Origin of the sequence: Rhodovastum atsumiense (genome assembly GCF_937425535.1) — a bacterium.
GTDB classification, from domain to species: domain Bacteria; phylum Pseudomonadota; class Alphaproteobacteria; order Acetobacterales; family Acetobacteraceae; genus Rhodovastum; species Rhodovastum atsumiense.
Genome location: NZ_OW485601.1, coordinates 1,387,447 through 1,414,264, shown reverse-complemented (window position 1 = coordinate 1,414,264; position 26,818 = coordinate 1,387,447). Strand labels below are relative to the sequence as shown.

Here is a 26,818-nt window from a genome sequence, read left to right as displayed (position 1 = left end):
CGATCGCTGAACGGAGAAGCGCGGCGCGGCATCCGGGCATGGACCTGGTCTCACTGGGGCAGGTGGCGGCCATGCGGAGCTTGGCGACCTGGATCATTAAATACAACATTTATTCGCATGGCAAATTAAAACACTATAAATGCACGTTAAATTAAAGGGCCGTCGAACCGAAACTGCAATGACATATGGTCGTTGCCAGGCCCCGATGATAGGGTGTCAGGGTGTTGCATGATTCCGAATGAGTGTTGCGCAACGCAATATGCATCGTATAAAAATCGAATTTACAATCTTGTATCGTGTTCACGGCGAGGCTGACTGTCGGCGTTCGATGCATTCCGGGATCCTGGTATCGTGACCTTCGATGTTTCGCAGGCATCGCTGCATTTTATCCGTCATGCCGCCTTCCGTGCCGACCTGAAGCGGAATCCCGTGGGCCGGATGCCAGGAGCGAGCGGGAGTTCACGCCCTTCTGTGAAAACACGGCGGCGCGAGGTTGTGGAGACAATGCCCCTGCCGTTCAATGCCGATCTCGGATGTTCCGGAGCCCCACCATGCTGACCCGTCGCAGTGTTCTGGCCGCCTCGGCCGCGACCGCTTTCGTTCCGTCGGCGTTTGCCGCCACCCCGAAGGATGTGCTGGTGGTTGGCCAGCAACTGGAGCAACTGATCAGCCTCGATCCCGGCGAGACCTTCGAGGTGAACGGTGGCGAGGCAGTGAGCAACTGCTACAACCGCCTGCTGGAGCCCGATCCCGCCGACCCGAACCGCCTGAAGGGGGATCTGGCCGAGACATGGGAGGTCGCCCCGGACGGCGTCACCTTCACGTTCCACCTGCGCGGCAATGCGAAATTCGCCACCGGCAAGCCGGTCACCGCCGAGGATGCGGCCTTTTCGCTGCAACGCGCGGTGAAGCTGAACAAGACGCCGGCCTTCATCCTCACCCAGTTCGGCTTCGCCAGGGACAACGTCGATGTCCGCATCGTCGCGCCCGATCCCCGCACCCTGGTGCTGACGGTCGGCGCCCAGGTCGCGCCGACCCTGTTGCTGTATTGCCTCACCGCCAACGTCGCCAGCGTGGTCGAAAAAGCCGAGGTGCTGGCCAATGCCCAGGGAGATGATCTCGGCAACCAGTGGCTGAAGACCCATAGCGCCGGCAGCGGGCCGTACGTGCTGCGCAACTGGAAGGCCAACGAGACGGTGCTCTACGAGACCAACCCGCATGCCCTGGTCCGCCCGAAAACGCGGCGCGTCATTGTCAAGCACATCGCCGATCCATCCGCGCAGTTGCTGCAACTGCAGAAGGGCGACATCGACATCGCTCGCGATCTCCAGGCCGAGCAGTTGCGTGCCGCCGAGGCCGACCCGTCGCTGCGACTCTCTCGGGCGCTGCGGGGCTCGCTGCTCTATGTGGGCATGAACCAGGCGCACCCCGCTTTGGCCCGGCCCGAGGTGCGCCAGGCGATCAAGTGGGCGATCGACTACGACGCCATCCAGAAGAACATCACCCCCTTCACCCACCGGGTGCACCAGAGCTTCCTGCCCGAAGGCTTCCCCGCTTCCATCAAGGACCAGCCGTTCCGCCGCGACCTGGCCCGGGCCCGCGACCTGCTCGCCCGTGCCGGGTTCGCCCAGGGCTTCGAGGTGACGCTTGACCATGCCTCCATCCAGCCCACTGCCGACATTGCCCAGGCGATCCAGGCTAACCTGGGGGAACTCGGCATCAAGGTGACGCTGGTCGCCGGCGAAAGTCGCCAGGTGTTCACCCGCACCCGCGCCCGCCAGCATCAGCTTGCCCTGCTCGCCTGGGGGCCGGACTATTTCGATCCGCACACCAACGCCGAAGCCTTCAACATCAACACCGACAATTCCGACACGGCCCGCAGCCGTACGCTCGCCTGGCGCAATTCCTGGCAGGACACCGAGCTGAGCGAGCGTGCCGCCGCCGCCGCGCGCGAAACCGACGCCAGGAAGCGCATCGCCGAATACGAGTCACTGCAGCGCGATTCACAGGCCCGCAGCCCCTTTGCCATCATGCTGCAGAGCCAGGAAACCGCGGCGCTGCGCAAGGTTGTCACGGGCTTCGAGATCGCGCCGCTGTCGGGTCGCAACGTCTTCTACACCGCCAGCAAGACCGCGTGATCCGTCGCCTGGGCGTGCTCGCTGGCGGGCTCGGCAGCGTGGCGATCACGCTGCTGGGCCTGGTGCTGGTGACCTTCTTCATCGGCCGGGTGATGCCGATCGACCCGGTGTTGGCCATCGTCGGCGACCGCGCGCCGCAGGACGTGGTCGAGCAGACCCGTGCCGCACTGGGCCTCGACCGTTCCTTGCCGGTGCAGTTCGCCCTTTATCTCGGGCGGCTGCTGCAGGGGGATCTTGGCCGCTCGGTGATGACCTCGCACAGCGTGGTCGACGACATCGCCCGCTTCTTTCCCGCCACGCTCGAACTGGCGACGGTGGCGATCGTGATCGCCACGCTGGCCGGCGTGCCGCTCGGCGTGCTGGCGGCGGTGAGGCAGGGCACGCGCACCGACCACGCCATCCGGGTGCTGTGCCTCGCCGGGCACTCGGTGCCGATCTTCGTGCTGGCCCTGCTGACCCTGCTGATCTTCTACGCCACCCTCGGCATCGCGCCGGGACCGGGGCGACAGGACGTGGTGTTCGAGGACACCGTGCCGGCGATCACCAACCTCCTGACGGTGGATGCGCTGCTCGCCGGCGATTGGGATGCCTTCCGCGACGCCGTGGCGCATCTGCTGCAGCCCGCGGGCGTGCTGGCTTGGTTCAGCATGGCGTACATCGCCCGCATGACGCGCGCCTTCATGCTCGATGCCCTGTCCGGCGAATACATCGTCACCGCGCATGCCAAGGGGCTGTCGGCCATGCGGGTGATCTGGCGCCATGCCTTCGGCAACATCGCGGTACGGCTGGTGACGGTGCTGGCGCTGACCTATGCCGGGCTGCTGGAAGGCGCGGTGGTAACCGAGACGGTGTTCTCCTGGCCCGGCCTCGGCCAGTACCTGACGGTGTCGCTGCTGAATGCCGACATGAACGCCGTGCTGGGCGCGACGCTGGTGGTGGGGATAACGTATCTGGTGTTCAACCTGGTCGCCGACCTGCTCTACCGCTTAATGGATCCGCGCGTCCGATGAGCGCGGCGTCCTGGCGCGACTGGCTGCTCACCGATACCCCCGCCTCGCGCGCCCAGGCGGCGTGGGGGCAGCGCTACCGGCTGTGGCGCAGTTTCCGCGCCCACCCGCTGGCCCTCGGCGGCCTCGTCGTGGTCATGCTGCTGATCGCCACCTCGCTCGCCGCCCCATGGCTCGCCACCCACGATCCCGCCGCCCAGAACCTCGCCCAGCGTTTGCAGCCGCCCTCGGCACAGCATTGGCTCGGCACCGACGAACTCGGCCGCGACATCTATTCGCGCCTGCTGCATGGCGGACGGGTCACGCTGGGAATGGTGGTCGCGGTGGTGACGCTGGTCGCACCGGTCGGCCTCGCGATTGGCTGTGTCGCGGGCTATGCCGGTGGCCTGCTCGACCGCGTGCTGATGCGGCTGACCGACGTCTTCCTGGCCTTTCCGCGCCTGATCCTCGCCCTTGCCTTCGTCGCCGCCATCCGGCCCGGCATCACCTCGGCCATCTTCGCCATCGCGCTTACCGCCTGGCCGCCCTATGCGCGGCTGGCGCGCGCCGAGGCGCTGACCGTCCGGGGCACCGATTTCATCGCCGCCGCCCGCCTCACCGGTGCCTCGCACGCCCGCATCGTGCTGCGCCACATCGCGCCGCTCTGCCTGCCCAGCGTGGTGGTGCGCGTCACGCTGGACATGAGCAGCATCATTCTCACCGCCGCCAGCCTTGGTTTCCTCGGCATGGGGGCGCAGCCGCCCTCGCCGGAATGGGGGGCGATGATCGCCACCGCCCGACGCTTCATCCTCGATCAGTGGTGGGTGCCCATGGTGCCCGGCATCGCCATCTTCGTTGCCTCGCTGGCCTTCAACCTGCTCGGCGACGGCCTGCGTGACGTGCTGGACCCGAAGCAGCGCTGACATGCTGGTCGAAATCGCCAATCTTCAGATTGCCTTCTCCACCCTGCAGGGGCCCGTAGCGGCGGTGCGCGGCGTGTCGTTGTCACTCGGTGCCGAGAAACTTGGCATCGTCGGCGAAAGCGGTTCGGGAAAGTCGCTCACCGCCCGCGCCATTCTCCGCCTGCTGCCGGCCAACGCGCAGGTCACCGCCGACCGGCTGCACTTCGCCGGCACGGATATCCTGCGCGCGCGCGAATCCGGGATGCGCGCCATCCGCGGCCGTCGGGCAGGGCTGATCCTGCAGGATCCGAAATATTCCCTGAACCCGGTAATGACCGCCGGCGCGCAGATCGCCGAGGCCTGGCGGGCGCATCGTCGCGGTTCACGACGGGAGGCGCAGGAGGCGGCACTGGACCTGCTGCGGCAGGTGCGGATCCGCGATCCCATCCGCGTCGCCGCTGCCTATCCACACGAACTCTCGGGGGGCATGGGGCAGCGCGTCATGATCGCCATGGCGCTTGCCCCCGGTCCCGACCTGCTGATTGCCGACGAACCCACCAGCGCCCTCGATGCCACGGTGCAGGCCGAGATCCTGCGCCTGCTTGACGAGCTGGTGTCGCAGCGGGGCATGGGCCTGATCCTGATCAGTCATGATCTTCCCCTCGTCGCGCATTTCTGTGACCGCGTGGCGGTGATGTATGCCGGCCGCATCGTCGAGGAAGTGCCTGCCGCCGGGCTCACCCATGCCAGCCATCCCTATACGCGTGGCCTGCTCGACTGCCTGCCCACGCTGACCCGCCCGCAATCCCGCCTGCCGGTGCTGCGGCGCGATCCGGCCTGGCTGGCATGATCGAGGTTGGCGACCTGCATGTCCGCTTCGGTGCCGTGCAGGCGGTGCGCGGCGTGTCCTTCACCGTGCCGCGCGGCGCGGCGTTCGGCATCGTCGGCGAGAGCGGCTCGGGCAAGTCCACCGTGCTGCGGGCGCTGGCCGGGCTCAACCCGGCCTGGACCGGCACGATGCGGCTCGACGGCGCATCGCTTGCGCCACGCCGTGACAAGGCGTTCTTCCGCCGCGTGCAGATGGTGTTCCAGGATCCGTACGGCTCGCTGCACCCGCGCCATACCGTCGACCGCACCCTCAGCGAGCCGCTTGCGGTGCACGGGTTGGGTGATGCCGAATCCCGCATCCTGCGCGCGCTTTCCGATGTGGCATTGCCTGCCGCGGTGCGCTTCCGTTACCCGCACCAGCTTTCCGGCGGCCAGCGCCAGCGCGTCGCCATCGCCCGGGCTTTGATGGCCGGGCCGGAGGTGCTGCTGCTGGACGAGCCGACCAGTGCGCTCGATGTCTCCGTGCAGGCCGAGGTGCTCAACCTGCTCGCCGACCTGCAGCGGAGCCGGGGCCTCACCTACATCCTGGTCAGCCACAACCTTGCGGTGGTGGCGCATCTTTGCGGCGCGATCGGCGTCATGCAGAACGGCGAGATGGTCGAGCGCCTTGCCGTCGAGGACCTGCGCGCCGGCCGCGTCACTCATCCGCACACCGCTGCGCTGCGGGCGCTGAGCACGGAACTGGAAGAGACCTGACCTCCCGGCAGGTCTCCCATGGTGCAGCGTGGCGTCAGCTCCGTGTTGCAAGGATCAGGGGCGATGGGCCGGGCACCGGCAATGGACGCACATCGACGAAGCCTGCGCCGGTCAGCCACCCGGCGATTTCCTCGAAGGAATAGGTGCCGCCGGCCTCGGTGTTGACCACCATGTTCACGGCGAAGATCAGGCCCTGCAGCGGCCCGCGGCGGTCGGCATCGACCAGGAACTCGGCGACGGCGATCGTGCCGCCCGGGGCCAGCGCCGCATGCACGCGGCGCAGCAGCGCCTGTGCGCGCTCGACCCCCTCGCTGTGCAGGATATGGCCGAGCGTGGCCACCTGATGCCCGCCGCCGAAATCCACTTCCAGCAGGTCCCCGGCGACCGTCGTGAGCCGGTCGGCCAGCCCGAGCCGCTCCGCCACCGTCCGCGTCACCGGCAGCACCTCGGCCCAGTCCACGGCCCGCACCGTGACATGCGGCGAGGCCTGTGCCAGCGCCAGGCCCCACACCCCCGACCCGGTGGCCAGGTCGAGCACCGAAACCGGTCCGCCGGCCCGGCCGAGGTCGAGCGCCGCGGCCAGCGCCCGGGCCGCCGGATAGTTCATCGGAAACAGGGCTTCCACGAATTCGGCGAAGAAGGCGGCACCATCGCTCACGGAATTGACCGCGGCCACCGGCCGGCCGCTGCCCACGACCTCGGCCAGATGCAGCCAGCTTGTCAGCACCTGTGAGCGCATATGGTGGAAAATGCCGCCGAGATATCCCGGCTGTCCGCTGACCAGGAAGGCCGCGCTTTCGGGGGTCAGCGCGTAGCGTCCGGCCGTGTCGCGGCCGAGCAGCCCGAGACCGGCCAGGACATTGGCAATGGCGATGAGGCCGCGGCGGGACGCACCGGTCGCCTGCGCCAGTTCGTCGATGGTCGCGGGATGCTGCGCCAGCACGTCGAACACCCGGTGCCGGACCGCGGCCTCGATCACCAGCGGGGGCGCGAATCCCCAGGTGAATTGCAGGATCCGCTCGGGCGTAACCGACAGGTCAGCAGGACTCATGGGAGTTCTCCCGGAAAGCTGTTCGATGCGACCGATCGGACTTTATCCACGCCGGGCCTCCCGGTCATGCGATCGCAAGCAGGCGTCGTGCGTTGCCGGCGGCGACCTGCGCGGCGGCGGCCTCGTCCAGGCCGGCGGCGGCGAAGGCGGCGGCGGCGCGGTCGCGGATCGGCGCGTCGTTGACGATCGGCCAGTCGCTGCCGGCCAGCACGTTGTCGATGCCGAGTGTCTCGACGGCGATGCGGATCAGCGCCGGGTCGAAGCCCATGGTGTCGATGTGCACGTGTCGCCGCAGCAGGGAGAGCGCGTCGGGCCGTGCGGCATGGCCGAGATACCCGCGGGCAAGCAACACGCCGCCGATGGCCAGTGTGGTGACCACCACCTTCAGCGCCGGCAGCGTGTCGAACACCTCGCCTTCGATCAGCGCCACCAGGGTTGCCGCGTTGACCGTGCCACGTGCCAGCAACGTGCCAAGATTGGGATACCGCGCGAGTTGCCGGGTCAGCGGCTGCGGATTGACGGGATGCACGAATACCGGCACGCCGAGCGTGGCGGCGGCCTGCAGCGCCGGGCGGGCCTCCGGCGCATCGAGCAGCGCCTCGCCGCGGGCGCTGTCGACGAACACGCCGCGCAACCCCAGTTGCCGCACGCCGCGCTCGATCTCCGCCGCCGCTTCTTCGCCGGCGAAGGCATCCACCGCGACCAGCCCGATCAACTGGCCTGGCCGGGTGGCGACCAGCTCGGCGAGGGTGTCGTTGAGCGCGCGCCAGGTCGCAAGCGGTACCACGTCACCGGCGGCGAACAGGGCAGCGGGGATGTTGACGACCCGGGCCGCCAGATCACCGCTGTCGATATGGGCCACCAGCGCCGCAGGATCGGCGAGGCGGGCATTGATGCGGTCCCAGCGGGCCGCCTGCGCCGGCGGCAATCCGCGGGCCGTGGTCGCCGGCCAGCGGGCGGGCAGGTGATGGCTGTGAAAATCGATCAGGGGGGGGGGCAGGGGGCTGGCCATGCTCTGGGTCCGGTGATTGCACTTGTTCGATTCGTGATTGACTCCGGATGATAGACATCCCAAACTCGTGGAACAAAACAATCAACATTTTGACATTGTTGATGATTGGGGGGTCCATGAGCGCCGGCTCACCGCGCACCGCCGCGTTCCCTGCCTGTCCTGGCGCCAGCCCACGCCATGTGTGTGGCGTCCTTGTGCTGCTGGGCGGTCTGCTCGGGATGTTCCCCGGGGCGGCGCAAGCCCAGCAGCCGGCACCGACCCTGCCGGCCATCAACCTGCCACTGAGCCTTTGGACCGTCATTGCCCAGGCCAGGGGATTCCTCGCCGAGGCCTATGCGCCGCTGGGCACGCGCACGATCCGCCTGGTCGATCCCGGCAGCTCGCAACTCGGCGGCACCGAGGCGGCGCTGCTCGATCGGGGCGGGCTCGCGCTTGCGCAACGCATGATGTATCCGGCAGCGGTTCACAAGGCGAACGGCATTGATGCCCGGGTGGTGTGGCTGTCAGGCCCGTCGACATCGTATCGCACGCCGGTGCTGGCGCGGACCGACTCCCCCGTGCGCACGGTCGCCGACCTGCGGGGGCAGGCGCTCGGCGCCAACCGGATCAGCTGCGGCTGGACCTCTCCCACCGAGATCCTGAGCGCCGCCGGTGTCCCGCTGGATATCGGCGAGCGCCGGGGCGCGGTGCGCTTCACCAACATCAGCAGCACGGTCGCGAACACGAGCGCGCTGCTCAGCGGGCGGATCGAGGCCATCTCCACCCATATCGCCCTGCCGGATGCCGCGGGGGTGTATCTCTCGGGTCAGGTCAAGGTGATCGGCCGCAGCCCCGAGGACGGCATCTACGTGAATGCCGCCGGGCGTGTCGCCTATTTCGCGATGCGTGACTTCGCCGAGCGCTATCCGGAGGCGATCGTCGCCTTCCTGCGCGCGCGCGAGCGCACCATTGCCTGGGTGGCACAAAATCCCGACGCGGCGGCGGCGATCGTCGCGCGCGAGACGCGTGTGCCGGTGGCGGTGGCCCGCTTCGAACTGACCGATCCCTCGGCGTTCGAGTTCATCGACGGCGAGCCCTCGGCCGATGCGGCGCGTGGGGCGATCAAGGCCTTCCAGGCCTGGTACATCGCGCAGGGCGACGACATCCTCGGTCGGCGCCCGTTGTCGGATGACGTGATCGAGGGTTTCGTCGATGGCCGCTTCTTCCGCGGCGGCAGCCATTCGGTGTATCAATGAGCGCTGCCGCCGATGCCGTCCCGGTGGCGGTCGCGGCGACAGGTCGCCGCCCGCCGCGTTGGAGCGGTGCCCCGCTGCGCATCGCGGGGGGGGCCACCCTGCCACTGCTGATCTTCCTCGCCTGGGAACTGGCGTCACATCTGGGCTGGGTTTCGGCGGTGTTCCTGCCGACGCCGGAGCGCACCGCTCTCGCTCTGGTCGAGATGCTGCTGCATCAGAATTTCCTCGACGACCTGGTGATCAGCCTGTCGATCGTGCTGCAGGGATTTGCCTGGGGCGGTGGGCTCGGCCTGCTGGTCGGCCTGGCCTGCGGCCTGTCGCGACCGGTGGAGCGCCTGCTTGGCCCGACGCTGGACAGCGTGCGGCAGATTCCATCGATCGCCTGGCTGCCGCTGATCGTGCTGTGGGTGGGAATCGGCCCGCTCGCCAAGGTGGTGGTGATCAGCAAGGTCGTGTTCTTCCCGGTGTTCCTCAACACGCTGCAGGGCGTGCGGGGCGTGCCGAAGCTGTATGCCGATCTCGGTGCGGTGCTGACGCTGAGCCGCCTGCAACTGGTGCGGCGCGTGATCCTGCCGGCGGCGATGCCGAGCATCCTGGTTGGCATCCGCTACGGCGCGAGCCTCGCCTGGGCGCTGATCGTGGTCGCCGAGGGACTGAGCGGCATGCAGGGCATCGGCTACCTGATCTTCCGGGCCCAGGCGCTGCTGATGACCGACCAGTTGCTGGTCTGCATGGTGGTGATCGGCCTCGTCGGATTCACCATCGACCGTCTGTTGCGCCTGCTCGAGCGCCGGCTGCTGCGGTGGCAGCAGGGCTTTCCGGGACAGTGATCCTTTCCAGCATCGGAGCGAATCCTTCCATGAGCGACATCGTGCTCGACCGGGATGCAGCGATCGACCGGTCTTCCGCCCCGCGCGAGGCGTACTACACCATCTGCCCGGTCTACGTGGCCTCGAACGTGGCCGCCGAACTGGGCTGGCTGGAAGACGAGCTGAAGCGCGTCGGCGCAAAGCTGTCCTATCTGCGTTCGCTGGCCGACGGCGCGGGCTGGCTGCCGCATTTCAGCCACCGCCACCCGGCGCTGTTCCGTGACGGCGGCAACGTTCCCTCGATCTGGGCGCATGCCGACCAGGCGCGGACGAAGCTGCTGGCGCTCACCGCCGCGCATGATGGCGGCCAGATCCTGGTGCGCACCGACAGCGACATCCGCCGGGTCGCCGATCTCGCCGGGCGGCGCATCGGCCTGCCCCGCAGCCTGAACGAACGGAAGGTGGACTGGTGGCGCGCCACCGCCGAGCGGGGCATTGAGCTGGCGCTGGCAGTGTCGGGGTTGACCCGCTCGCAGGTGGAGATCCGCGACATCGCCTGGCCCGACGACGTCGCCCCCGCGCCGGCCCGCCGGCCTTCCGAATTGTGGGGGCGCCATGATCGTGATGCGCTGGCGCAGAACGTGGAAGTCGGTGCCTTGTTCGCCGGCGAGGTGGACGCGGTGTTTGCCGCGCATGGCCGCTCCACCTTGCTGGAGCGCACGGGACGCGTGCGGGTGATCGAGGACCTGGCCCGCCATCCCGACTGGACGCTGCAGATCGCCAACAGCCCGTACGCCCTGACCGTCAGCGCGGAACTGGCCGCCGAGGCACCTGACATCGTCGTGGCGTTCCTGCGTGCGGCGGTGCGGGCGGGGCGGTGGATCAACGCCAATCGCAGCGCGGCGGCTGAGATTCTGGCCCGCGTCACCTACCTGCCCGATGCGGCCGGCACGGCGGCGGCGATTGCCCACACCGATTTCGTGCCGGACCTGTCGCCACGGAACCTCGCCGCGATCGGCATCCAGAAGCAGTTCCTGCGCACGCACGGCTATGTCCATGGCGATTTCGACATTGCCGGGTGGGCCGACGACCGGTTCCTGGCCGAAGCCCTGGCAACGGCCTGAGGCGGTGGCGACCGGCAGCGGCAACGGCCGCCTCGCGCTGCGCCATGTGGGGAAGCGCTACGACGTCGAAGGGCGCCGTCTCGCGGTGCTGGAGGATGTCAGCCTGGAGGTGAACGGTGGCGGCTTCGTCAGCATCGTCGGGCCCAGCGGCTGCGGAAAATCGACGCTGCTGCGGCTGGTCGTCGGCCTGGAGCCGTGCGACCGCGGCGAGATCCTGGTGGACGGAACGGTGGTGCGCGGCATCCATCGGGATCGCTCCATCGCTTTCCAGGATCATCGCCTGTTGCCATGGCTGACGCTGGCAGGAAACGTCTCGCTGGCGCTGGAGGGGCTCGGCGTGCCGGCGGCGGCGCGCCAGGGCCGGGTCAGCGAGGTGTTGCACCTGGTGGGGCTTCAGGACTTCGCCGACGCCTTCCCGCACCAGTTGTCGGGCGGGATGGCGCAACGCGGCGCGATCGCGCGGGCCCTGGTGCGGGCCCCGCGCATCCTGCTGCTCGACGAGCCGTTCGGCGCGCTGGATGCGATCACCCGCCTGCGGCTGCAGGAGGAACTGCTGCGACTGTGGCAGGCACGGGGCGTGACCACGCTGCTGGTGACGCATGATGTCGAGGAAGCGCTGTATCTCAGTGATACGGTCGTGGTGATGCAGTCGACACCGGGGCAGATCGGCGCGCGCATCGAAGTGCCGCTGCCGCGTCCGCGCGACCGCACCGGTGAGGCGTTCGGCACGTTGCGGCGGCAGGTGTTGCGGGCGATGGGGGAAGGTGGCGCGCTGCCGGGGGCGGGATTGCACTGAAGACGGTCATTTTCTCCGCCACCCCGGCCTAGGCCGGGGTGGCGGCGCGGCGGGCGCCGGGCGGGATGCCGTTGCTGCAGGGCAGGTTGTTCTGGCAATGGCCGCAGGAATGGTAGCCCCACTCGGCATAGGCCGGGCGGATGTGGTCGCGCCCGTTGGTCAGGCAGATCGCATGGTCCTTGCCGGTTTCGTGCACCGCCCCTACCGGGCAGCGGGCGATGCAGGCACCGCAACTGCGATCGGTGAACCACGGGCAATACTCGTAGACTTCGCTGTACGCGCGTGGCGTTGGCACCAACGGCAGATCGGTCACCACGCTGCCGATGCGCCCGGCCGCACCCTTGGCGGTCAGCAGGCCGGCATGCAGGCCGAACGTGCCGACGCCGGCGATGAAGGCAACGTGCCGTTCCGACCACATCGGGATGTGATTGACCGCCCGGTAATGCGCCTGCAGGTTCGGCACCACGGCCCTGCCGCCCTCGGCGCGCAGATAGGCGGCGAGCGCCCGCCGCGCCAGGTTGACGAACACCTCGCCGTTGAGGCGGCCCGATACCCATTCCAGCGACGGCAGGTGGGAATGCCGGTCGTAGCTGCGCTTCACCGCGTGCGAGAAAGGCAGGAAGAAGCTGACCACCGCGCGGGCGCCGGGCAGCCAGTACTCCGGGTTCTCGTGGATCGGTCCGACCACGCCCGGTTCCTTGAGCTTCGCGAACAGCGCGTCGTCGGCCGCGGCGATGCCGACCACCGGGGCGTCCCAGATCGGAACGTTGTCGCCTTCGGGCAGCACGTTGCGCGGATCGGTCGCTACCAACTCGGTGAGGAAGGCGGTGAGCGTGTCGGGGTCGGTGCCGCGACGGCCGAAGCGCAGCGAGAGAAAGCCGGTGCGCCCGTCATCGCCGGTGCTGCCGGCCTCGGTGCCATGGCGGCTCATCGCACGGCCTCCGCGCGCTGCGGCGGGAAGCCCGGTTCGCCCTGCAGCCCGCCGCTGGTGGGCGTGAAATCGTAGGCGTTCCACACCCAGAGCTCGTCCCAGATCCCGGCCACCAGGCGTTCGGCATGGGCGCGCGGGGTTTCACCCTCGGCAAGCCGCGTGGCACCGCGCTCAGGGAACAACTCGCCTTCGATGAAGTAGTAGACCTCCCAGCGCACCGGGGTGGCGGCGTTGCGCAGCCAGGCGGTCCGGTCGGAGCGGCGCACCGCCAGCACCTTGCGCGGATCGGGGCGATAGCCGCGGTAGTTCACCTGCAGCAGGTAGTCGGCGATCGCCTCGGTCACCGAGGCACGGTCGAGCAGGATCGGGATGTCGGTCATGTCAGGGTTCCTTGCGCGGACGGGGCGGTCACAGCCGCGCCAGGTGATCGGCGACCACCACCTTGTCGGGCAGCACGCGGCGCGCGGTCAGCCAGTCCGCTGCACGTTGCAGCCCGGCGATGAAGTCCGCGTTGGTGACCGGAATGAAGCGGTAGTGCCGGCGCTTGGCGATGAAGGCGTCACGGATGGCGTCGCTGTATTTTGCCTGCGCCTGGCTGATCTTCTCCGCCTCGATGATGTTTTCGTTGGCCCAGGCGCCTTCGGCGGCAAGCGCCGCATTCACCGCGCGCACCAGGTCGGGATTTTCCTCGGCGAAACGGCGACGGGTGACGAAGGAGGTGAAGTCGATCTGGAAGTCGAGGTCACGTCCCTCGATGAACAGGTCATGTGCCTTGTAGTCGATGCGCGCCACGTCCACCACCGGGCTCCACATCGACCACGCGTCGACCTTGCCGGAACCGAAGGCCGGTCCCGCCTCCGGCGGGTTGAGATAGACGAAGCGCACGCGGCTGCGGTCGACACGATGCTTTTCCAGCGCCGCCACCAGCAGGAACTCGCCAAGCCCGGAGCGGTTGACCGCGACCGAGCGGCCCGCCAGATCCTCGATGCGGTCGATGCCCGAACCGTCGCGCGCGATGATCGCGGTGGTGCGCGGCTCGTAGACGAAGAACTGGGCGAACACGAGTGGGGCCCCCGCGATGATGGTGGCGAGGGCCGGCGTGGTGCTGCCGCCGAAGCTGAAATCGGCGCTGTTGCCGGTGACGGCCTGCAGCGTTGGCGCGTGGTTGGGGAACGGGCCGACCCATTCCACCCGGATCCCCTGGGCAGCCAGCGTCCTTTCCAGCTCGCCGCGGACCTTGGCGATCAGGGTGATGTTGCCGAGTCCCCAGGTGAGCCGCACGACATCCGTGGTGCGGCCGCTGGCGTCGCGGCCCGGCAGCGCCAGGGCGGCGCCCAGCAAGGGGCTGGCCAGCAGCGTGCGGCGGGGCAGCAATCGGTGCGGCATCGGGGACCTCCTGGCAGACCGCATGGCGTCAGGTTTCGGCGGAGCTGTCTGCGCGTGCGCCGACGCCGAGTTCGGCCAGCAGGGTGGCGCGCAGGGGAGGCAGGGCCGCCGTGGCGCGGGTGATCGCGTGCCCGGCGGCGATGCGTCCGTTGCGCATCACCAGCGCGCGGTCGGCGAGCGCCAGCGCCTCGTCGACGTCATGCGTCACCAGCAACACGCCGGGGCGGTGGCGTGCCACCAGCTCGCGCACCAGCGCGTGCATGCGGATGCGGGTGAGGGCGTCGAGGGCCGCGAAGGGTTCGTCCAGCAGCATCAGCGTCGGCTGCTGCACCAGCGCGCGGGCCAGGGCCACCCGTTGCGCCTGGCCGCCCGAGAGCCGGCGCGGCCAGTCATCCAGGCGGTCGCCCAGGCCCACCTCGGCCAGCGCCGCCTGCGCGCGGGCGCGGGCGTCCGGCCGGTCGAGCCCGAGGGCGACGTTGCGCCACAGCGACGCCCAGGGCAGCAGGCGCGGCTCCTGGAACACCACGGCCGGGCGCGCGCCGGTGTCCAGGGCGATGCGGCCGTTCGCGACCGGATCGAGTCCGGCGATCGCGCGCAGCAGCGTCGTCTTGCCGCAACCGCTTTCGCCCAGTAGCGCGACGAACTCGCCGCGGCGGATGGACAGGTCGAGTCCGTCGATCACCACCCGCCCGCCCCAGGCGCGGCGCAGGGCGGTGACCTCGACGGCGTGGGCTTCCGCCGGTGGCGCGGCGGTCATGGATCATCCCCGGCGTAGTTGGGATGCCAGGCCAGCAGCCGCCGTTCCAACATCCGGGCGATGGCGTCCGCCAGCACGCCGATGCCGGCATAGATCAGGATCGCCAGCACGATCACGTCGGTGCGCAGGAATTCGCGCGCATCCATCGCCATGAAGCCGATGCCGGCATCCGCGCCGATGGTCTCGCCGACCACCAGGGCAAGCCACGCGGTCGCCAGCGCATAGCGTACGCCGGCGAGGATGGAGGGAAGCGCGCCAGGCAGCACGATCCAGCGAATGCGGCCGAGGCTGCCGAGGCCACGGACCCGGCCGAGTTCCACCAGTTTGGGGTCGACCTGGCGGATGCCGAGCACGGTGGTGATGTAGAGCGGGAACATCACGCCGAGCGAGACCAGGAAGATCTTGGCGCCCTCGCCGACGCCGAACCAGACGATCACCAGCGGCAGCAGCGCCAGGAAGGGAATGGCGCGCACCATCTGGATGCTGCGGTCGAACAGCAATTCGGCGAGCCGCGACAGCCCGACCGCGGCGCCGAGCAGGAAGCCGATGCTGCCGCCGATGGCAAATCCCGCGGCGGCACGGGCGAGGCTGATGCCAAGGTCATGGACCAGTTGGCCGGTTTCCAGCAGCTTCGCCGCGGTGATCGCGACGCGGCTTGGCGCCGGCAGTACCTGGGGCGAGAGCAGTCCGGCGCGGGCGGCGGCTTCCCACAGGACCAGCAGCAGCACCGGCACGGCCCAGCCGGCGAGCTGGCTCACCACCCCCGCCACGTTCCGGCGCGGCCGTGCCACCGCGGCTGCCGCGTCGGTCAATCCCGGTGGTGAGGTGGGTCGGAGAGGACCGGCAGGGACGCTCGCCGACATGGTGCATCTCGTCGTGAATTAACAGTTATACATATTTTAAATGGATGATATCTGCGTCGTCAACTATGAACAACGTATTTAAATCGCTGTTTGTATGTCGCATGGGCGCCTGCCCGACGCCAGCGTGCCGTGGCACGCTGGCGCGCAGCCGGAGGCTGCGGTCTGGTCAGGCGCTCTTGCGCAACGCCGTGGCGAACTGGCTGTCCGGGCGCGGCAGGCCGAAATGGCCGCGCAGCGTGGTGCTGGTGTAGTCCTCGCGGAACAGGCCGCGCTGGCGCAGGATCGGCACCACGTGCTCGGCGAAGCGATCGAACCCGCCGGTCAGCCAGGGCGGCATCACGTTGAAGCCGTCGGCGGCGCCGCTGGTGCCCCAGGCCTCGATGATGTCGGCGATCTGCTCCGGCGTGCCGGCCACCACATAGTGCCCGCGCGCCCCGGCGAGGCGCCGGATGAGCTGGCGGATGGTCAGCCCCTCGCTGCGCACCAGGTCGAAGATCAACTGCGTACGGCTGGTGTGGCCGCGCGTGGTGTGCTGGTCGATCAGGTGTTGCGGGAACGGGGCGTCGAGGTCGTAGCCGGTCAGGTCGATGCCGGTGAAGTCGCGCAGTTGGCTGATCGAGTAGGCCGGCTGGATCAGGTCGTCGATCTCCTGCTGCAACTGGCGGGCTTCCGCCTCGGTGCTGGCGATGAACGGGCTGATGCCGGGCAGGATGCGGATATGGTCGGGATCACGGCCGAGCGCCGCGGCCTGCGCCTTCACGTCGGCGTAGAAGGCGCGGGCGCTGTCGATGGTCTGATGGGCGGTGAAGATCGCCTCCGCATAGCGCGCGGCGAAGGAGCGGCCGGCGGGCGAGGAGCCTGCCTGCACATAGACCGGCCGCCCCTGCGGCGAGCGCGGCACCGTCAGCGCGCCCTTGACGCGGAAATGCGGGCCGATGTGCTCGATGTCGTGGATGCGCGTCTCGTCGGCATAGATGCCTGCCGCCTTGTCGATCACCAGCGCGTCGTCTTCCCAGGAATCCCAGAGCTTGCTGACGACGTCGACGAACTCGGCGGCGCGCTGGTAGCGTTCGGCATGCGGCTGCTGTGCCGGCTGGCCGAAATTGAAGGCGGCGTTCTCCGCCGAGGTGGTGACGATGTTCCACCCCGCGCGCCCGCCCGAGATGTGGTCCAGCGAGGCGAACAGGCGGACCAGGTTGTAGGGCTCGTAGTAGCTGGTGGACGCCGTGCCGATCAGCCCGATGCGGCTGGTGGCGACGGCGATGGCGGTGAGCCAGGTGATCGGTTCCGGCCGCACGCGCGGTCCGAAGCGGATCTTGTCGGGCAGGGCCGGGCCGTCGGCGAAGAACACGGCGTCGAGCTTCGCCGCTTCCGCCTTGCGCGCGAGGTCCTGGTAGTAGGTGATGTCGAGCGCGCGCTCGGGCTCGGCGGCGAGGTAGCGCCAGGCGGCCTCGTGATGCCCGCCCGGATAGATGAACAGGTTGAGCGTAAGCTGGCGACGCGTGTCGGTCATGCCGGTTCCCTCTTGCTATGCACGCCCTGCGAATGGTGGTGCCGCCGATCGCCGGCCCGCACGCGGGACGGCGATGCCGGCATTCCATGAGACAGCCTGATCAGGGAGAAAACCGGGGGAACTGCACCAGCCCGTCCTGTGCGAGTTCCTCGCCGATCACATGGCCCCAGGCAACGTAGCTGTCGAAATAGGCCCGCCGCTGGTCCAGCGTCAGCGGTTGCGGCAAGGCCTCGGAAGGATCGAGCGGAAGCTGGTCGACGCCGGTCTCGAAGCCGAGGCCGGCGTCGATCCAGCCGTCGGTGCCGCCTTCCAGCACCAGCAGCTCGCGCGATGTGGCCCCGTGCAGATCGGCCGCCGCCAGCGCCGCGAGCCGGCCATCCTTCGAGGTCAGCACGACGGGTATCGTATCCGGCAGGCTGGCGAGACGGGCCGCGAGCGTGCCGCGCCGGCCGACGCGTGCGCCGGGGATATGGCGGCGGATCCGGTGATAGGGTTCCGCCGGATCGAGGTCGATCACCACGGCGTGGTTGCCGGCAAGCAGGCGGGAGAGTGCCTGCGGCGCGATCGTTGCCGCCGGCGCCGGCAAGGGTGGCAGCGGGTCGTCGACCGGCCCGGTTTCATTCAGTTCCCCGGGAGAGGCGGGATAGACGTGGACGTCGGCAAGGCCGAGTTGCAGCAGCCAGGAAGCGGTGATGGTGGCGCGCACCAGGTCGGCATCGTCGATCAGCACGATGCGTCCCTGTCGCGTGCCGATGAAGCGATCGGTATTCTGCACCAGTTGGCCGCCGGCGGCATGGCGGCTGCCGGGCAGGTGGCCCGCGGCGAACTCCCCCGCGGTGCGGATGTCGTAGAGATAGAGTGTTCGCGCATCAGCCGCGTTGCGAAAGGCCGTGAGCTGCTCTGGCGAGAGCGGCACGATGCCGAAGCGTTGCGCGAGGCGGTGTTGCGCCTCCTTCGCCTTTGTCAGCCCTGTCGCGGACGGCCGGGCGGCTTCGCGCGTGGCGCCATGCACCGGGGCTAGACCGGCGAGCTGCCAGGCGGCGGTGCCGTTCTCCAGCGAGACCACCGGGTTGGGCAGTCCGGCATTGATCAGCGCCTGGGCGCCGATGATCGCGCGCGTCCGGCCGGCGCAGTTGACCACGATCGGCGTCTGTGACGAAGGCACCGCATCGAACACGCGATGCAGCAATTCCGCGCCAGGGGCGGCAATGCCCTCCGGCAGCGAGATGAAATGGAACTCGTCGAGCGGGCGGGTGTCGAACACCACGAACTCTTCGCCTGCGGCGAAGCGGTCGCGCAGCTCTTCGGCGGTGATGCGCGGCGTGTGGTCGCGACGCTCGATCACCTCGCCGAGCGCCTTGCTCAGCGCATGCTGGCCGGTAATCAGGCGAAAACCCGCCGCCACCCAGCCGGCGAGCCCGCCGGCCAGCACCCGCACGTCGGTATAGCCGATGGCGGCAAGCCGCCGTGCCGCCAGGGGGGCGAGGCTCTCGCCGTCATCGTCGGTTACCGCCAGTGTGATGCCGCGCCGCGGCAGCAGCGCCAGCGCCTTCAACTCCAGCTCGCTCAGCGGCAACTCGACGGCGATCGAGATGTGCCCGCCATTGATGTAGGCATCGCCCTCGCGCACATCCACCACGGCGATTTCGGCGCCGCTCAATGCGATCCGGCGCAACTCCTCGGGCGTGATGGTCGCAGGCAGGACAGCGGGCGACTGCGCCGCGCTGTCCGTGGCCAGCGGTTGGGTGATCAGCGTCATCGATGGGTCCTTTGTGTCAGCCAGCGGCGGCGAGGATCTGCCTGGGGGGCGGACCGGGATGCCCGCGCGGCGTCGTGCCGGCACGGACGCTGCGGAGCAGGCCGCGCCGGCATGGCGCCGGTCGCCAGCACGCTGGCAATGAGATGTCGTCGCCGTTCGGCGGTCATGTGCGTCTCTCCTGCCGCCGCGCCGCAGACGGTGCAGGGCCCCCTGGTTCTTTGCCGGGGAGAAGTCTATTTATGCGATCGAGAATGTCAAATTAAAGAAAGAACGATTTATCGCAGTGGTTGGCCTTGCCGCCCGGCAGGCGGTGCCGGCCCTTCCGGAAGCCGATGGGGACGCTGCGGCCTCAGGCACAGCGTCCCATCGCACCGGTCAGGCGTCGGCGGCTTCGTGGGCCTCGAGGGGCGCACGGGTGATGCGGCTGGGGGCCTCGCTGATGGTGAAATAGCGGATGGAGATGTCGCTTGCGCCGGCTTCGGTCAGGCGCGAGCGCAACTGCTCCTCGCCCCAGTCACGGGCGTGGGCGAGATCATCGAACAGGTAGATGCCACCACGCGTGGTGTTCTCCTCGTCGTGGATCCAGATTTTCCAGGAAAGCCCGGGAAGTTCGGCGATCCGGCGGGCGGATTCGAGCTTGTCGTCCTCGGTCTGCGCGACCTGGGACGGGCCCGGCGTGAAGTTGACCTGCAACAGGACAGACATGTGGGGCTCCTTCGTTGAGATGCTCAGTGCGAGCCCCGGCAATATAAACACGCACATTGGGCGTTTAAATATATATTCACGTCAAATTTTTGCAGTTACGCGTTTTCGTGGTCGGGCCGCACCGGATCGTCGTCATCGTGCCGCGGCATGCGTCCTCTTTCGCCATCCCTGCGTTGTCAGTCGACGATCAGGCGCAGCGGCGCCCGGTCTTCACTCCTTCGGGGGCGCCATGAGTGGCAAACATGATCACGGGACGGGCATGGAAGCCGGCCTGCCTGTCGACTGGCTATGCATCAACACCATCCGCACCCTGGCCATGGACGCGGTGCAGAAGGCGAAGTCCGGGCATCCCGGCACGCCCATGGCGCTCGCGCCGGTGGCCTACACGCTCTGGCAGGGCGTGCTGCGCTACGATCCCGCCCATCCGTCCTGGCCCGATCGCGACCGTTTCGTGCTGTCGGTCGGGCACGCCTCCATGCTGCTGTACGCGCTGCTGCACCTGACGGGCGTACGCGATGGGGAGGCCGGCGGCGAAGCGGTTTCCCTTGATGACATCAAGGCCTTCCGCCAGCTCGGCAGCCGTACGCCCGGCCATCCGGAATATCGCCTGACCGCGGGGGTGGAGACCACCACGGGGCCATTGGGCCAGGGGGTGGCGAACAGCGTGGGCATGGCGATGGCACAGCGCTGGCTGGCTGCGCGGTACAACCGGCCAGGCTTTTCCCTGTTCGACCATCGCGTCTGGGCCATGTGCGGCGATGGCGACATGATGGAGGGCGTCTCCAACGAGGCGGCGTCGCTCGCGGGCCATTTGCGGCTGTCGAACCTGACCTGGATCTACGACAGCAACGCCATCACCATCGAGGGCGCGACGAGCCTCACCTTCAGCGACGACGTCGGCCGCCGGTTCGAAGCCTATGGCTGGGCGGTGCGGCAGGTGGCCGATGCGAACGACACGGCGGCAGTGGCAGACGCGCTGCAAACCCGCGCGGATGACCGGCCAACCCTGATCCTGGTGCGCAGCATCATCGGCTACGGCGCCCCCCACCGGCAGGGCACGCGCGAGGCGCATGGCGAGCCGCTGGGAGAGGAGGAAGTGCGCCTTGCCAAGCACGCCTATGGCTGGCCGGAGGACGCGCATTTCCTGGTGCCCGAGGCGGTGCGCGCGCATTTCGCCGCCGGGGTCGGCCGGCGTGGCGCCCGGCTCCATGCCGAATGGGAGGATTTGCGGCAGCGCTACCGCGCCGCACATCCGGATCTGTCGCAGGAGCTGGATCTGATGGAGCGGGGCGACCTGCCCGAGGGCTGGGATGCCGATATCCCCGTTTTCCCCGCCGATGCGAATGGCGTGGCCAGCCGCGATTCTTCCCAGAAGGTGCTGAACGCGATCGCGCCGCGCCTGCCATGGCTGTTGGGCGGTGCCGCCGACCTCGCCCCTTCGACCAAGAGCAATCTCACCTTTGCGGGAGCCGGGAGTTTCGCGGCGGACAATCCGGGTGGGCGCAACCTGCATTTCGGCATCCGCGAGCATGCCATGGGCTCGATCGCGAACGGCCTGGCGCTGGCATGGCTGCGTCCCTACGCGTCGGGGTTCCTGATCTTCAGCGACTACATGCGCCCGCCGATCCGGCTGTCGTCCATCATGGAACTGCCGGTGATCTATATCTTTACCCATGACAGCATCGGTGTCGGCGAGGACGGGCCGACGCACCAGCCGGTCGAACAGTTGGCCAGCCTGCGCGCCATTCCCGGCCTGCTGGTGATCCGGCCAGCCGATGCCAATGAGGTGGCGGAAGCCTGGCGGATTGCCGTGACCCATAAATCCCGTCCGACCTGCCTGGTGCTCAGCCGGCAGAATCTGCCGACGCTGGATCGTGCCACCTTGACGCCCGCCTCGGGGCTGGCGCGCGGCGCCTATGTGCTGGCCGAGGCGGACGGCGGGGCGCCGGAGGTGATCCTGATCGCCAGCGGCAGCGAGGTGAGCCTCGCCCTTGCCGCGCGCGAGCGCCTCGCCGCCGAGGGCGTGCGCACGCGCGTTGTCTCCATGCCATCCTGGGAATTGTTCGAGGAGCAGCCGGAGACGTATCGCGCCCAGGTGTTGCCGCCGGACATCCCGGGCCGGGTCGCCATCGAGCAGGCGGCGGTGCTGGGCTGGGACCGCTATGTCGGATCGGCTGGCACCATCATCGGCATGCGCAGCTTCGGCGCGTCGGCGCCGCTGGCGGTGCTGCAGGACAAGTTCGGGTTCACGCCGGAGCGGGTCGCCGAGGAGGGGCGCCGCCAGGCCGCCCTGACCCGCGCCGCAGGCAAGGAAGCATTGCCATGAGCACCCACCTGACGACCAATCCCGTGCAACACCTGGCGGCGTTCGGCCAGTCACCCTGGCTCGACTTCATCCGCCGCGGCTTCATTGCCGATGGCTCGCTGCAGCGCCTGGTGGAGGTGGACGGGCTGAAGGGCCTCACCTCCAATCCGTCCATCTTCGAGAAGGCGATGGGCGAGGGCAGTGATTACGACGACGGCTTCCGCGCCCTGGCGGCCGGGGCGGACCGCACGCCGCAGGAGATCTACGAGTGCCTTGCCGTCGAGGACATCCAGGCTGCCTGCGACGTGCTGCGCCGGGTCTACGACGCGACGCACCGCATCGACGGCTATGTGTCCCTTGAGGTCTCACCTGGTCTTGCACTGCAGACAAAGGAAACCATCACCGAGGCGCGCCGGCTCTGGGCCGCGGTGGCCCGGCCCAACCTGATGGTCAAGGTGCCCGGGACCGAGGCCGGCGGGCCGGCGATCCGGCGGCTGATCGCCGAGGGGATAAACATCAACGTGACGCTGTTGTTTGCCCGCAGCGCCTATGCCGCCGTGGCCGAGGCCTTTATCGCCGGGCTGGAGGAACGGGCCGCGTCCGGGCATGACATCAGCGGTGTGGCCAGCGTCGCCAGCTTCTTCGTCAGTCGCATCGACACCGTCATGGACCGGGAGATCGACCGCCGCGCGGAGGCCGCGGGGGAGGACGCCGCCGCGCTGCGCCAGTTGCGCGGCCGGATCGCCATCGCCAATGCCAGGCTCGCCTACGCCCATTACCAGGATCTGGTGGCGGGCCCGCGCTGGCGCGCTCTGCGCGGCGCCATGCCGCAGCGGCTGCTCTGGGCCAGCACCGGTGTGAAGGACAAGGCCTATCGCGACGTCATGTATGTGGAGGAGCTGATCGGACCGGACACGGTCAATACCATGCCGCCGGCGACACTGGACGCTTTCCGCGATCACGGCCGTCCGCGGGCCTCGCTGGTCGAGGGCGTGGAGGAAGCGCGCGAGGTGCTGGCCACGGCGGAGCGGCTTGGCCTCGATCTCGATGCCGCCACCGAAAACCTGGTGGTGGACGGCGTGCGCCAGTTCATCGATGCGGCGGACCGGCTGCTCGGCGCCGTGGCGGCGAGGCGTGCGGCGACGCCGGCACGCGGATAGCTTCGCCCGTGCCGCGGTGGTGACGGGGAGAGTCGTTAAACCGCAGCACGCGTTCTTGATCGGGTGTTCCCGGCGCGACAAGGCCGGCGATCTGTCACGATCGCCGCACCTGATCGTGGCGGTGCCGGCGCGCAGGACAAAACAGGGGGATGGGCATGGAAATCGGACTCTTCGGCCTCGGCCGGATGGGCGGCAACATCTGCCGGCGGCTGCTGCGGGCAGGTCATCGCTGCGTGGTCTTCAACCGGAGCCCGGAGCCGGTCCGGCTGGCCGTGGCGGATGGCGCGGTGGCAGCGGAGAGCCTGGCCGACCTGGTGCGCCAGTTGACGCCGCCGCGCGCGGTCTGGGTCATGCTGCCCGCCGGCCGGACCACCGGGCAGGCGGTGGCGGAGCTCGCCAGCCTGCTGCAGCCCGGCGACACCGTCATCGATGGCGGCAACAGCTTCTACAAGGACGACATCCGGCGTGCCCGTGAGCTGGCGGCGCGTGACATCGCCTATCTGGACGTCGGCACCTCCGGTGGCATCTGGGGGCTGGAGCGTGGCTACTGCCTGATGATCGGCGGCGATGCCACGGCGGTCGCGCGGCTGGACCCGATCTTCGCGGCACTGGCGCCGGGGCTCGGCACCATCCCGCGCACCCCCGGACGGGAGGGACGCGATTCCCGGGTGGAGCAGGGCTATCTGCACTGCGGCCCGGCCGGCAGCGGCCATTTCGTCAAGATGATCCACAACGGCATCGAGTACGGGCTGATGCAGGCCTATGCCGAAGGTTTCGACATCCTGCGCAACCGCGCCTCGGACGCGTTGCCGGAGGACGAGCGCTTCGTGCTCGACACCGCCGACATCGCCGAGGTCTGGCGGCGCGGCAGCGTCGTATCTTCCTGGCTGCTCGATCTCTCCGCCGCGGCGCTGGCGGAGGATGTGCAGCTCACGGCGTTTTCCGGCGAGGTGCAGGACAGCGGCGAGGGACGCTGGACGATCCAGGCAGCGGTGGAGGAAGCCGTGCCGGCGCCCGTGCTCTCGGCCTCGCTCTATGCCCGGTTCCGTTCGCGGACCTCGCACACCTTCGGCGACAAGCTGCTGAGCGCCATGCGCTTCAAGTTCGGCGGCCATGTGGAGCTGCCGCACCGGCCGGGGGCGGAGAGCTGACAGATGGATGCCCGCTTCTGCCCGGATCCATCCGTGTTGTCGCGCGCGGCACCGGCGCCCGCCTCGACGCTCGTCATCTTCGGCGCCAATGGCGACCTGACCCGGCGGCTGCTGCTGCCGGCGCTGTATAACCTGACCCTGGCCGGGTTGCTCGTGGATGGCTTCACCGTCATCGGCGTCGACCACAACGAGCGCAGCGACGCGGCATATCGACAGCAGCTCACCGAGGCCATTCGCGCCTTCGTCACCGACAAAGGCCGGGAGTCCGGGGGTGATGGCCTCGATGAGCGTGGCTGGGGCTGGTTGCGGGACCGCTTCTTCTATCTGACCGGCGAGTTCGAGGATCCCGACACCCATCGCCGCCTGGCCGGGCGGCTGGCGACGATCCGGCAGGAACATGGGCACGGCAATTGCGTGTTCTATCTCGCCACCGCACCTCGCTTCTTCGCCCCGGTGATCGAAGGGCTGGCCGGGGCCGGGCTGATGCGGGAGGAGGGGGACGATTTCCGCCGGGTCGTCATCGAGAAGCCGTTCGGCACCGATCTTGCGTCCGCGCGCGCCCTGAACGCGCATATCCTCGGCCTGGTGACGGAGCGCCAGGTCTTCCGGATCGACCATTTCCTTGGCAAGGAGACGGTCCAGAACATTCTGGCGCTGCGCTTCGGCAACGGCATCTTCGAGCCGCTGTGGAACCAGAAATACATCGACCACGTGCAGATCACCGCGGCCGAGACGGTCGGGGTCGAGCAGCGCGGGCGCTTCTACGAGACGACCGGGGCGCTGCGCGACATGGTGCCCAACCATATGATGCAACTGCTCGCCATGATCGCGATGGAGGCGCCCAACAGCTTCGATGCCGACGCGGTGCGCGGCGAGAAGGCGAAGGTGGTGCAGGCGATCCGCCCCATGGCTCCGGAGGAGGTGGCACGCGAGGTGGTGCGCGGCCAGTACGATGCGGGCGTGGTGCAGGACGCACCGGTTCCCGGCTACCGGCAGGAACCCAGGGTGGCACCCGACAGCGTCACCGAAACCTATGTCGCGATGAAACTGCATGTCGACAACTGGCGCTGGGCCGGCGTGCCCTTCTACATCCGCACCGGCAAGCGGCTGGCGACGCGGTGCACCCGGATCGCGATCCACTTCCGGCAGGCCCCGCACGTCATGTTCCGTGGCACGGCCGTCCAGCGCCTGACGCCGAATTTCCTGGTGCTGCACATCCAGCCGAGCGAGGGCATTTCCCTTTCCCTCAGTGCCAAGCAGCCCGGGCCGATTCTGCGCCTCGCTGATGTGAAGATGGATTTCCGCTACGCCGACTGGTTCAGGACCGGGCCGAGCACTGGCTACGAGACCCTGCTGTACGACACGCTGATCGGCGATGCCTCGCTGTTCCAGCGCGCGGACAACGTGGAAGCGGGATGGGCCGCCATGCAGCCGGTGCTCGGGCATCCGAACGGTGTCGAGCGTTACGCCGCGGGCAGCGAAGGCCCGGCCGGGGCGGAGGCGCTGCTGGTTCGCGATGGTCGCCAGTGGCTTGGGCTGACATGACCCGTCTGACCCGATCCGGGTGGGAGCACCGTGTTCCCGTCGATCCAGCCGGCGATCCCGTTGCGGAGGATGTCGTCGAGCAGGGCCGTGATGCCGGCTTCATCGTTGAGGCAGGGAACGAGGCAGAACCGCTCACCCCCCGCGCGCAGGAAGGTTTCGCGTAGTCCGCAGCCGAGTTCCTCCAGTGTCTCGACGCAATCGGCGAGGAAGCCGGGTGCGACGACCGCGAGGCGCTTGACGCCCCGCGCGGCCAGGGTGGCGACACGGGCCTCGGTCGCGGGCTCCAGCCAGCGATCACGGCCGAAGCGCGACTGGAAGGTCATCGGGAACTGCCGCGGTGACAGACCGAGGTCCCGGCGCAACGCCGCCATGGTGCGGCCGCACTCCGCCGGATAGGGATCCCCCGCCTGCACGTAGCGCCGCGGCAGGCCGTGGAAGGAGCCGATCAGCAACTCGGGCGTCCAGTCCAGCCTGCCGAGCGTGGTGCGGATCCGCTCGGCCACCGCGGCGACATAGAGCGGGTGGTCGGGGAAGGACGGCGTCGTCCGCACCGCGGGCTGGCGGCGCATGCGCATCAGCGCGCGGAACACCGCGTCGTTGACGCTGGCGGTGGTGGTGGCGCTGTATTGCGGATAGAGTGGCACCACCAGGATCCGGTCGCAGCCTTGCGCGGTCAGCGTTTCTAAACGTTCCGCGATCGAAGGGCGGCCGTAGCGCATCGCCCAATCGACGACGATGCCGCTCGACGCCGGCCAGCGCACGGCGAGTTGCGTGGCCTGGGCACGGGTGAAGCTGCGCAGCGGCGATTCATCGGTGTCGTTGCGCCAGATCGCGCGATAGGCGGCACCGGTGCGGAACGGGCGCGTCGCCAGGATCATCCCCTGCAGCAGTGGTTGCCACAGCAGCGGGTGTGCCTCGATGACGCGCCGGTCGCTGAGGAATTCCGAAAGATAGCGCCGCACCGCCCGGTAGCCGGGCGCGTCCGGTGTGCCGAGATTGACCAACAGCACGCCGATGCGGCCGTTGGCGCGCGCGAAGCGGCTGGACCAGGAGGGGAGGGCGGGGCGGAGCGTCTGCCGGGTCAGATGGCTCATGCGGGATGGTCC

Annotated in this window: 24 protein-coding genes; 13 read left to right on the top strand and 11 right to left on the bottom strand. The window is 69.0% G+C overall.

The features are described 5' to 3' along the window. Positions 1–551 precede the first annotated feature (551 nt). From NBY65_RS06265 to NBY65_RS06245, 5 genes are read left to right on the top strand one after another with little or no spacing between them, the layout of a single operon-like run. Positions 552–2,138 carry an ABC transporter substrate-binding protein gene (locus tag NBY65_RS06265; RefSeq protein WP_150038216.1) on the top strand — a complete coding sequence of 529 codons (1,587 nt, stop codon included), beginning with the start codon at positions 552–554 and terminating at the stop codon, positions 2,136–2,138. After that, complete coding sequence (locus NBY65_RS06260) at positions 2,135–3,148, top strand: ABC transporter permease (RefSeq protein ID WP_239002607.1); 1,014 nt, start codon at positions 2,135–2,137, stop codon at positions 3,146–3,148. Before NBY65_RS06265 ends, NBY65_RS06260 begins: the two co-directional genes overlap by 4 nt. Further along, a complete protein-coding gene (nikC, locus tag NBY65_RS06255) occupies positions 3,145–4,047 on the top strand; it encodes a nickel transporter permease (RefSeq protein ID WP_150038218.1) in 903 nt (300 codons plus the stop codon). The genes NBY65_RS06260 and nikC overlap by 4 nt, the downstream gene beginning before the upstream one ends. Before the next feature lies 1 nt (position 4,048). Then, complete coding sequence (locus tag NBY65_RS06250; protein WP_150038220.1) at positions 4,049–4,876, top strand: ABC transporter ATP-binding protein; 828 nt, start codon at positions 4,049–4,051, stop codon at positions 4,874–4,876. Next, complete coding sequence (locus NBY65_RS06245; protein WP_150038222.1) at positions 4,873–5,610, top strand: ABC transporter ATP-binding protein; 738 nt, start codon at positions 4,873–4,875, stop codon at positions 5,608–5,610. The genes NBY65_RS06250 and NBY65_RS06245 overlap by 4 nt, the downstream gene beginning before the upstream one ends. Before the next feature lie 34 nt (positions 5,611–5,644). Here NBY65_RS06245 and NBY65_RS06240 read toward each other — a convergent pair whose 3' ends face one another. Together NBY65_RS06240 and NBY65_RS06235 are read right to left on the bottom strand one after the other, a co-directional pair. Further along, on the bottom strand, positions 5,645–6,661 hold the full coding sequence (locus tag NBY65_RS06240) for a methyltransferase (RefSeq protein ID WP_150038224.1): 1,017 nt from the start codon (positions 6,659–6,661) through the stop codon (positions 5,645–5,647). A 64-nt stretch (positions 6,662–6,725) separates the two neighbouring features. Continuing rightward, positions 6,726–7,673: an amidohydrolase family protein gene (locus tag NBY65_RS06235; protein ID WP_150038226.1), complete on the bottom strand. Its 948-nt coding sequence runs from the start codon at positions 7,671–7,673 to the stop codon at positions 6,726–6,728. A gap of 116 nt (positions 7,674–7,789) precedes the next feature. Here NBY65_RS06235 and NBY65_RS06230 point away from each other — a divergent pair, with 116 nt between their 5' ends. The 4 genes from NBY65_RS06230 to NBY65_RS06215 are packed head-to-tail and all read left to right on the top strand — an operon-like array spanning position 7,790 to position 11,637. Further along, a complete protein-coding gene (locus NBY65_RS06230; RefSeq protein ID WP_150038228.1) occupies positions 7,790–8,908 on the top strand; it encodes an ABC transporter substrate-binding protein in 1,119 nt (372 codons plus the stop codon). Further along, on the top strand, positions 8,905–9,738 hold the full coding sequence (locus tag NBY65_RS06225) for an ABC transporter permease (RefSeq protein WP_150038230.1): 834 nt from the start codon (positions 8,905–8,907) through the stop codon (positions 9,736–9,738). Before NBY65_RS06230 ends, NBY65_RS06225 begins: the two co-directional genes overlap by 4 nt. Positions 9,739–9,767: 29 nt before the next feature. After that, the gene (locus NBY65_RS06220; protein WP_150038232.1) at positions 9,768–10,841 is read left to right on the top strand and encodes an ABC transporter substrate-binding protein; all 1,074 of its coding nucleotides are present in this window, start codon (positions 9,768–9,770) and stop codon (positions 10,839–10,841) included. Further along, positions 10,774–11,637 (top strand): ABC transporter ATP-binding protein, encoded by an 864-nt coding sequence (locus NBY65_RS06215; RefSeq protein ID WP_150038233.1) that lies wholly within the window; start codon positions 10,774–10,776, stop codon positions 11,635–11,637. Before NBY65_RS06220 ends, NBY65_RS06215 begins: the two co-directional genes overlap by 68 nt. 28 nt (positions 11,638–11,665) lie before the next feature. On the opposite strand, the gene NBY65_RS06210 is transcribed toward NBY65_RS06215, so the two are convergent. From NBY65_RS06210 to NBY65_RS06175, 8 genes are all read right to left on the bottom strand, one after another. Continuing rightward, positions 11,666–12,568, bottom strand: coding sequence for an epoxyqueuosine reductase (locus NBY65_RS06210; RefSeq protein WP_150038235.1), 903 nt, complete (start codon positions 12,566–12,568; stop codon positions 11,666–11,668). After that, the gene (locus NBY65_RS06205; protein ID WP_150038237.1) at positions 12,565–12,948 is read right to left on the bottom strand and encodes a hypothetical protein; all 384 of its coding nucleotides are present in this window, start codon (positions 12,946–12,948) and stop codon (positions 12,565–12,567) included. Before NBY65_RS06205 ends, NBY65_RS06210 begins: the two co-directional genes overlap by 4 nt. A 28-nt stretch (positions 12,949–12,976) precedes the next feature. Next, entirely contained in the window at positions 12,977–13,954 is a 978-nt protein-coding gene (locus NBY65_RS06200; RefSeq protein WP_150038240.1) for an NrtA/SsuA/CpmA family ABC transporter substrate-binding protein, read from the bottom strand. 28 nt (positions 13,955–13,982) lie between these two features. Further along, positions 13,983–14,711: an ABC transporter ATP-binding protein gene (locus NBY65_RS06195; RefSeq protein ID WP_150038242.1), complete on the bottom strand. Its 729-nt coding sequence runs from the start codon at positions 14,709–14,711 to the stop codon at positions 13,983–13,985. Beyond that, the gene (locus NBY65_RS06190) at positions 14,708–15,574 is read right to left on the bottom strand and encodes an ABC transporter permease subunit (protein ID WP_150038244.1); all 867 of its coding nucleotides are present in this window, start codon (positions 15,572–15,574) and stop codon (positions 14,708–14,710) included. The genes NBY65_RS06195 and NBY65_RS06190 overlap by 4 nt, the downstream gene beginning before the upstream one ends. Positions 15,575–15,740: 166 nt before the next feature. Then, positions 15,741–17,087: an LLM class flavin-dependent oxidoreductase gene (locus tag NBY65_RS06185; protein WP_150038246.1), complete on the bottom strand. Its 1,347-nt coding sequence runs from the start codon at positions 17,085–17,087 to the stop codon at positions 15,741–15,743. Between the two features lie 100 nt (positions 17,088–17,187). Further along, positions 17,188–18,846: a rhodanese-like domain-containing protein gene (locus tag NBY65_RS06180; protein WP_150038248.1), complete on the bottom strand. Its 1,659-nt coding sequence runs from the start codon at positions 18,844–18,846 to the stop codon at positions 17,188–17,190. Positions 18,847–19,221: 375 nt separating this feature from the next. Then, on the bottom strand, positions 19,222–19,551 hold the full coding sequence (locus NBY65_RS06175; protein ID WP_162530333.1) for a YdhR family protein: 330 nt from the start codon (positions 19,549–19,551) through the stop codon (positions 19,222–19,224). 229 nt (positions 19,552–19,780) lie between these two features. Here NBY65_RS06175 and tkt point away from each other — a divergent pair, with 229 nt between their 5' ends. The 4 genes from tkt to zwf all read left to right on the top strand — a co-directional run bounded on the left by tkt (position 19,781) and on the right by zwf (position 25,712). After that, complete coding sequence (gene tkt, locus NBY65_RS06170) at positions 19,781–21,877, top strand: transketolase (RefSeq protein WP_203330328.1); 2,097 nt, start codon at positions 19,781–19,783, stop codon at positions 21,875–21,877. Next, positions 21,874–23,016, top strand: coding sequence for a transaldolase (gene tal / locus NBY65_RS06165; protein ID WP_150038252.1), 1,143 nt, complete (start codon positions 21,874–21,876; stop codon positions 23,014–23,016). The genes tkt and tal overlap by 4 nt, the downstream gene beginning before the upstream one ends. A 155-nt stretch (positions 23,017–23,171) precedes the next feature. Beyond that, positions 23,172–24,167, top strand: a complete 996-nt coding sequence (gene gnd / locus NBY65_RS06160) for a phosphogluconate dehydrogenase (NAD(+)-dependent, decarboxylating) (RefSeq protein ID WP_150038254.1) — start codon at positions 23,172–23,174, stop codon at positions 24,165–24,167. A gap of 3 nt (positions 24,168–24,170) precedes the next feature. Then, the gene (zwf, locus tag NBY65_RS06155) at positions 24,171–25,712 is read left to right on the top strand and encodes a glucose-6-phosphate dehydrogenase (protein WP_150038256.1); all 1,542 of its coding nucleotides are present in this window, start codon (positions 24,171–24,173) and stop codon (positions 25,710–25,712) included. Here zwf and hemH read toward each other — a convergent pair. Then, positions 25,631–26,806, bottom strand: coding sequence for a ferrochelatase (hemH, locus tag NBY65_RS06150; protein WP_150038258.1), 1,176 nt, complete (start codon positions 26,804–26,806; stop codon positions 25,631–25,633). The two genes, zwf and hemH, sit on opposite strands and share 82 nt — an antisense overlap. Positions 26,807–26,818 lie beyond the last annotated feature (12 nt).

What these genes read in the sequence shown, in the direction of transcription:
- tal (WP_150038252.1), top strand. Translation starts at nt 21,874, where the DNA reads ATGAGCACCCACCTGACGACCAATCCCGTGCAACACCTGGCGGCGTTC.
- NBY65_RS06235 (WP_150038226.1), bottom strand. Translation starts at nt 7,673, where the DNA reads ATGGCCAGCCCCCTGCCCCCCCCCCTGATCGATTTTCACAGCCATCAC.
- NBY65_RS06225 (WP_150038230.1), top strand. Translation starts at nt 8,905, where the DNA reads ATGAGCGCTGCCGCCGATGCCGTCCCGGTGGCGGTCGCGGCGACAGGT.
- NBY65_RS06210 (WP_150038235.1), bottom strand. Translation starts at nt 12,568, where the DNA reads ATGAGCCGCCATGGCACCGAGGCCGGCAGCACCGGCGATGACGGGCGC.
- NBY65_RS06185 (WP_150038246.1), bottom strand. Translation starts at nt 17,087, where the DNA reads ATGACCGACACGCGTCGCCAGCTTACGCTCAACCTGTTCATCTATCCG.
- NBY65_RS06180 (WP_150038248.1), bottom strand. Translation starts at nt 18,846, where the DNA reads ATGACGCTGATCACCCAACCGCTGGCCACGGACAGCGCGGCGCAGTCG.
- zwf (WP_150038256.1), top strand. Translation starts at nt 24,171, where the DNA reads ATGGATGCCCGCTTCTGCCCGGATCCATCCGTGTTGTCGCGCGCGGCA.
- hemH (WP_150038258.1), bottom strand. Translation starts at nt 26,806, where the DNA reads ATGAGCCATCTGACCCGGCAGACGCTCCGCCCCGCCCTCCCCTCCTGG.
- NBY65_RS06205 (WP_150038237.1), bottom strand. Translation starts at nt 12,948, where the DNA reads ATGACCGACATCCCGATCCTGCTCGACCGTGCCTCGGTGACCGAGGCG.
- NBY65_RS06190 (WP_150038244.1), bottom strand. Translation starts at nt 15,574, where the DNA reads ATGTCGGCGAGCGTCCCTGCCGGTCCTCTCCGACCCACCTCACCACCG.
- NBY65_RS06195 (WP_150038242.1), bottom strand. Translation starts at nt 14,711, where the DNA reads ATGACCGCCGCGCCACCGGCGGAAGCCCACGCCGTCGAGGTCACCGCC.
- NBY65_RS06220 (WP_150038232.1), top strand. Translation starts at nt 9,768, where the DNA reads ATGAGCGACATCGTGCTCGACCGGGATGCAGCGATCGACCGGTCTTCC.
- NBY65_RS06265 (WP_150038216.1), top strand. Translation starts at nt 552, where the DNA reads ATGCTGACCCGTCGCAGTGTTCTGGCCGCCTCGGCCGCGACCGCTTTC.
- NBY65_RS06215 (WP_150038233.1), top strand. Translation starts at nt 10,774, where the DNA reads ATGGCGATTTCGACATTGCCGGGTGGGCCGACGACCGGTTCCTGGCCG.
- NBY65_RS06245 (WP_150038222.1), top strand. Translation starts at nt 4,873, where the DNA reads ATGATCGAGGTTGGCGACCTGCATGTCCGCTTCGGTGCCGTGCAGGCG.
- NBY65_RS06250 (WP_150038220.1), top strand. Translation starts at nt 4,049, where the DNA reads ATGCTGGTCGAAATCGCCAATCTTCAGATTGCCTTCTCCACCCTGCAG.
- tkt (WP_203330328.1), top strand. Translation starts at nt 19,781, where the DNA reads ATGAGTGGCAAACATGATCACGGGACGGGCATGGAAGCCGGCCTGCCT.
- NBY65_RS06200 (WP_150038240.1), bottom strand. Translation starts at nt 13,954, where the DNA reads ATGCCGCACCGATTGCTGCCCCGCCGCACGCTGCTGGCCAGCCCCTTG.
- nikC (WP_150038218.1), top strand. Translation starts at nt 3,145, where the DNA reads ATGAGCGCGGCGTCCTGGCGCGACTGGCTGCTCACCGATACCCCCGCC.
- gnd (WP_150038254.1), top strand. Translation starts at nt 23,172, where the DNA reads ATGGAAATCGGACTCTTCGGCCTCGGCCGGATGGGCGGCAACATCTGC.
- NBY65_RS06230 (WP_150038228.1), top strand. Translation starts at nt 7,790, where the DNA reads ATGAGCGCCGGCTCACCGCGCACCGCCGCGTTCCCTGCCTGTCCTGGC.
- NBY65_RS06240 (WP_150038224.1), bottom strand. Translation starts at nt 6,661, where the DNA reads ATGAGTCCTGCTGACCTGTCGGTTACGCCCGAGCGGATCCTGCAATTC.
- NBY65_RS06175 (WP_162530333.1), bottom strand. Translation starts at nt 19,551, where the DNA reads ATGTCTGTCCTGTTGCAGGTCAACTTCACGCCGGGCCCGTCCCAGGTC.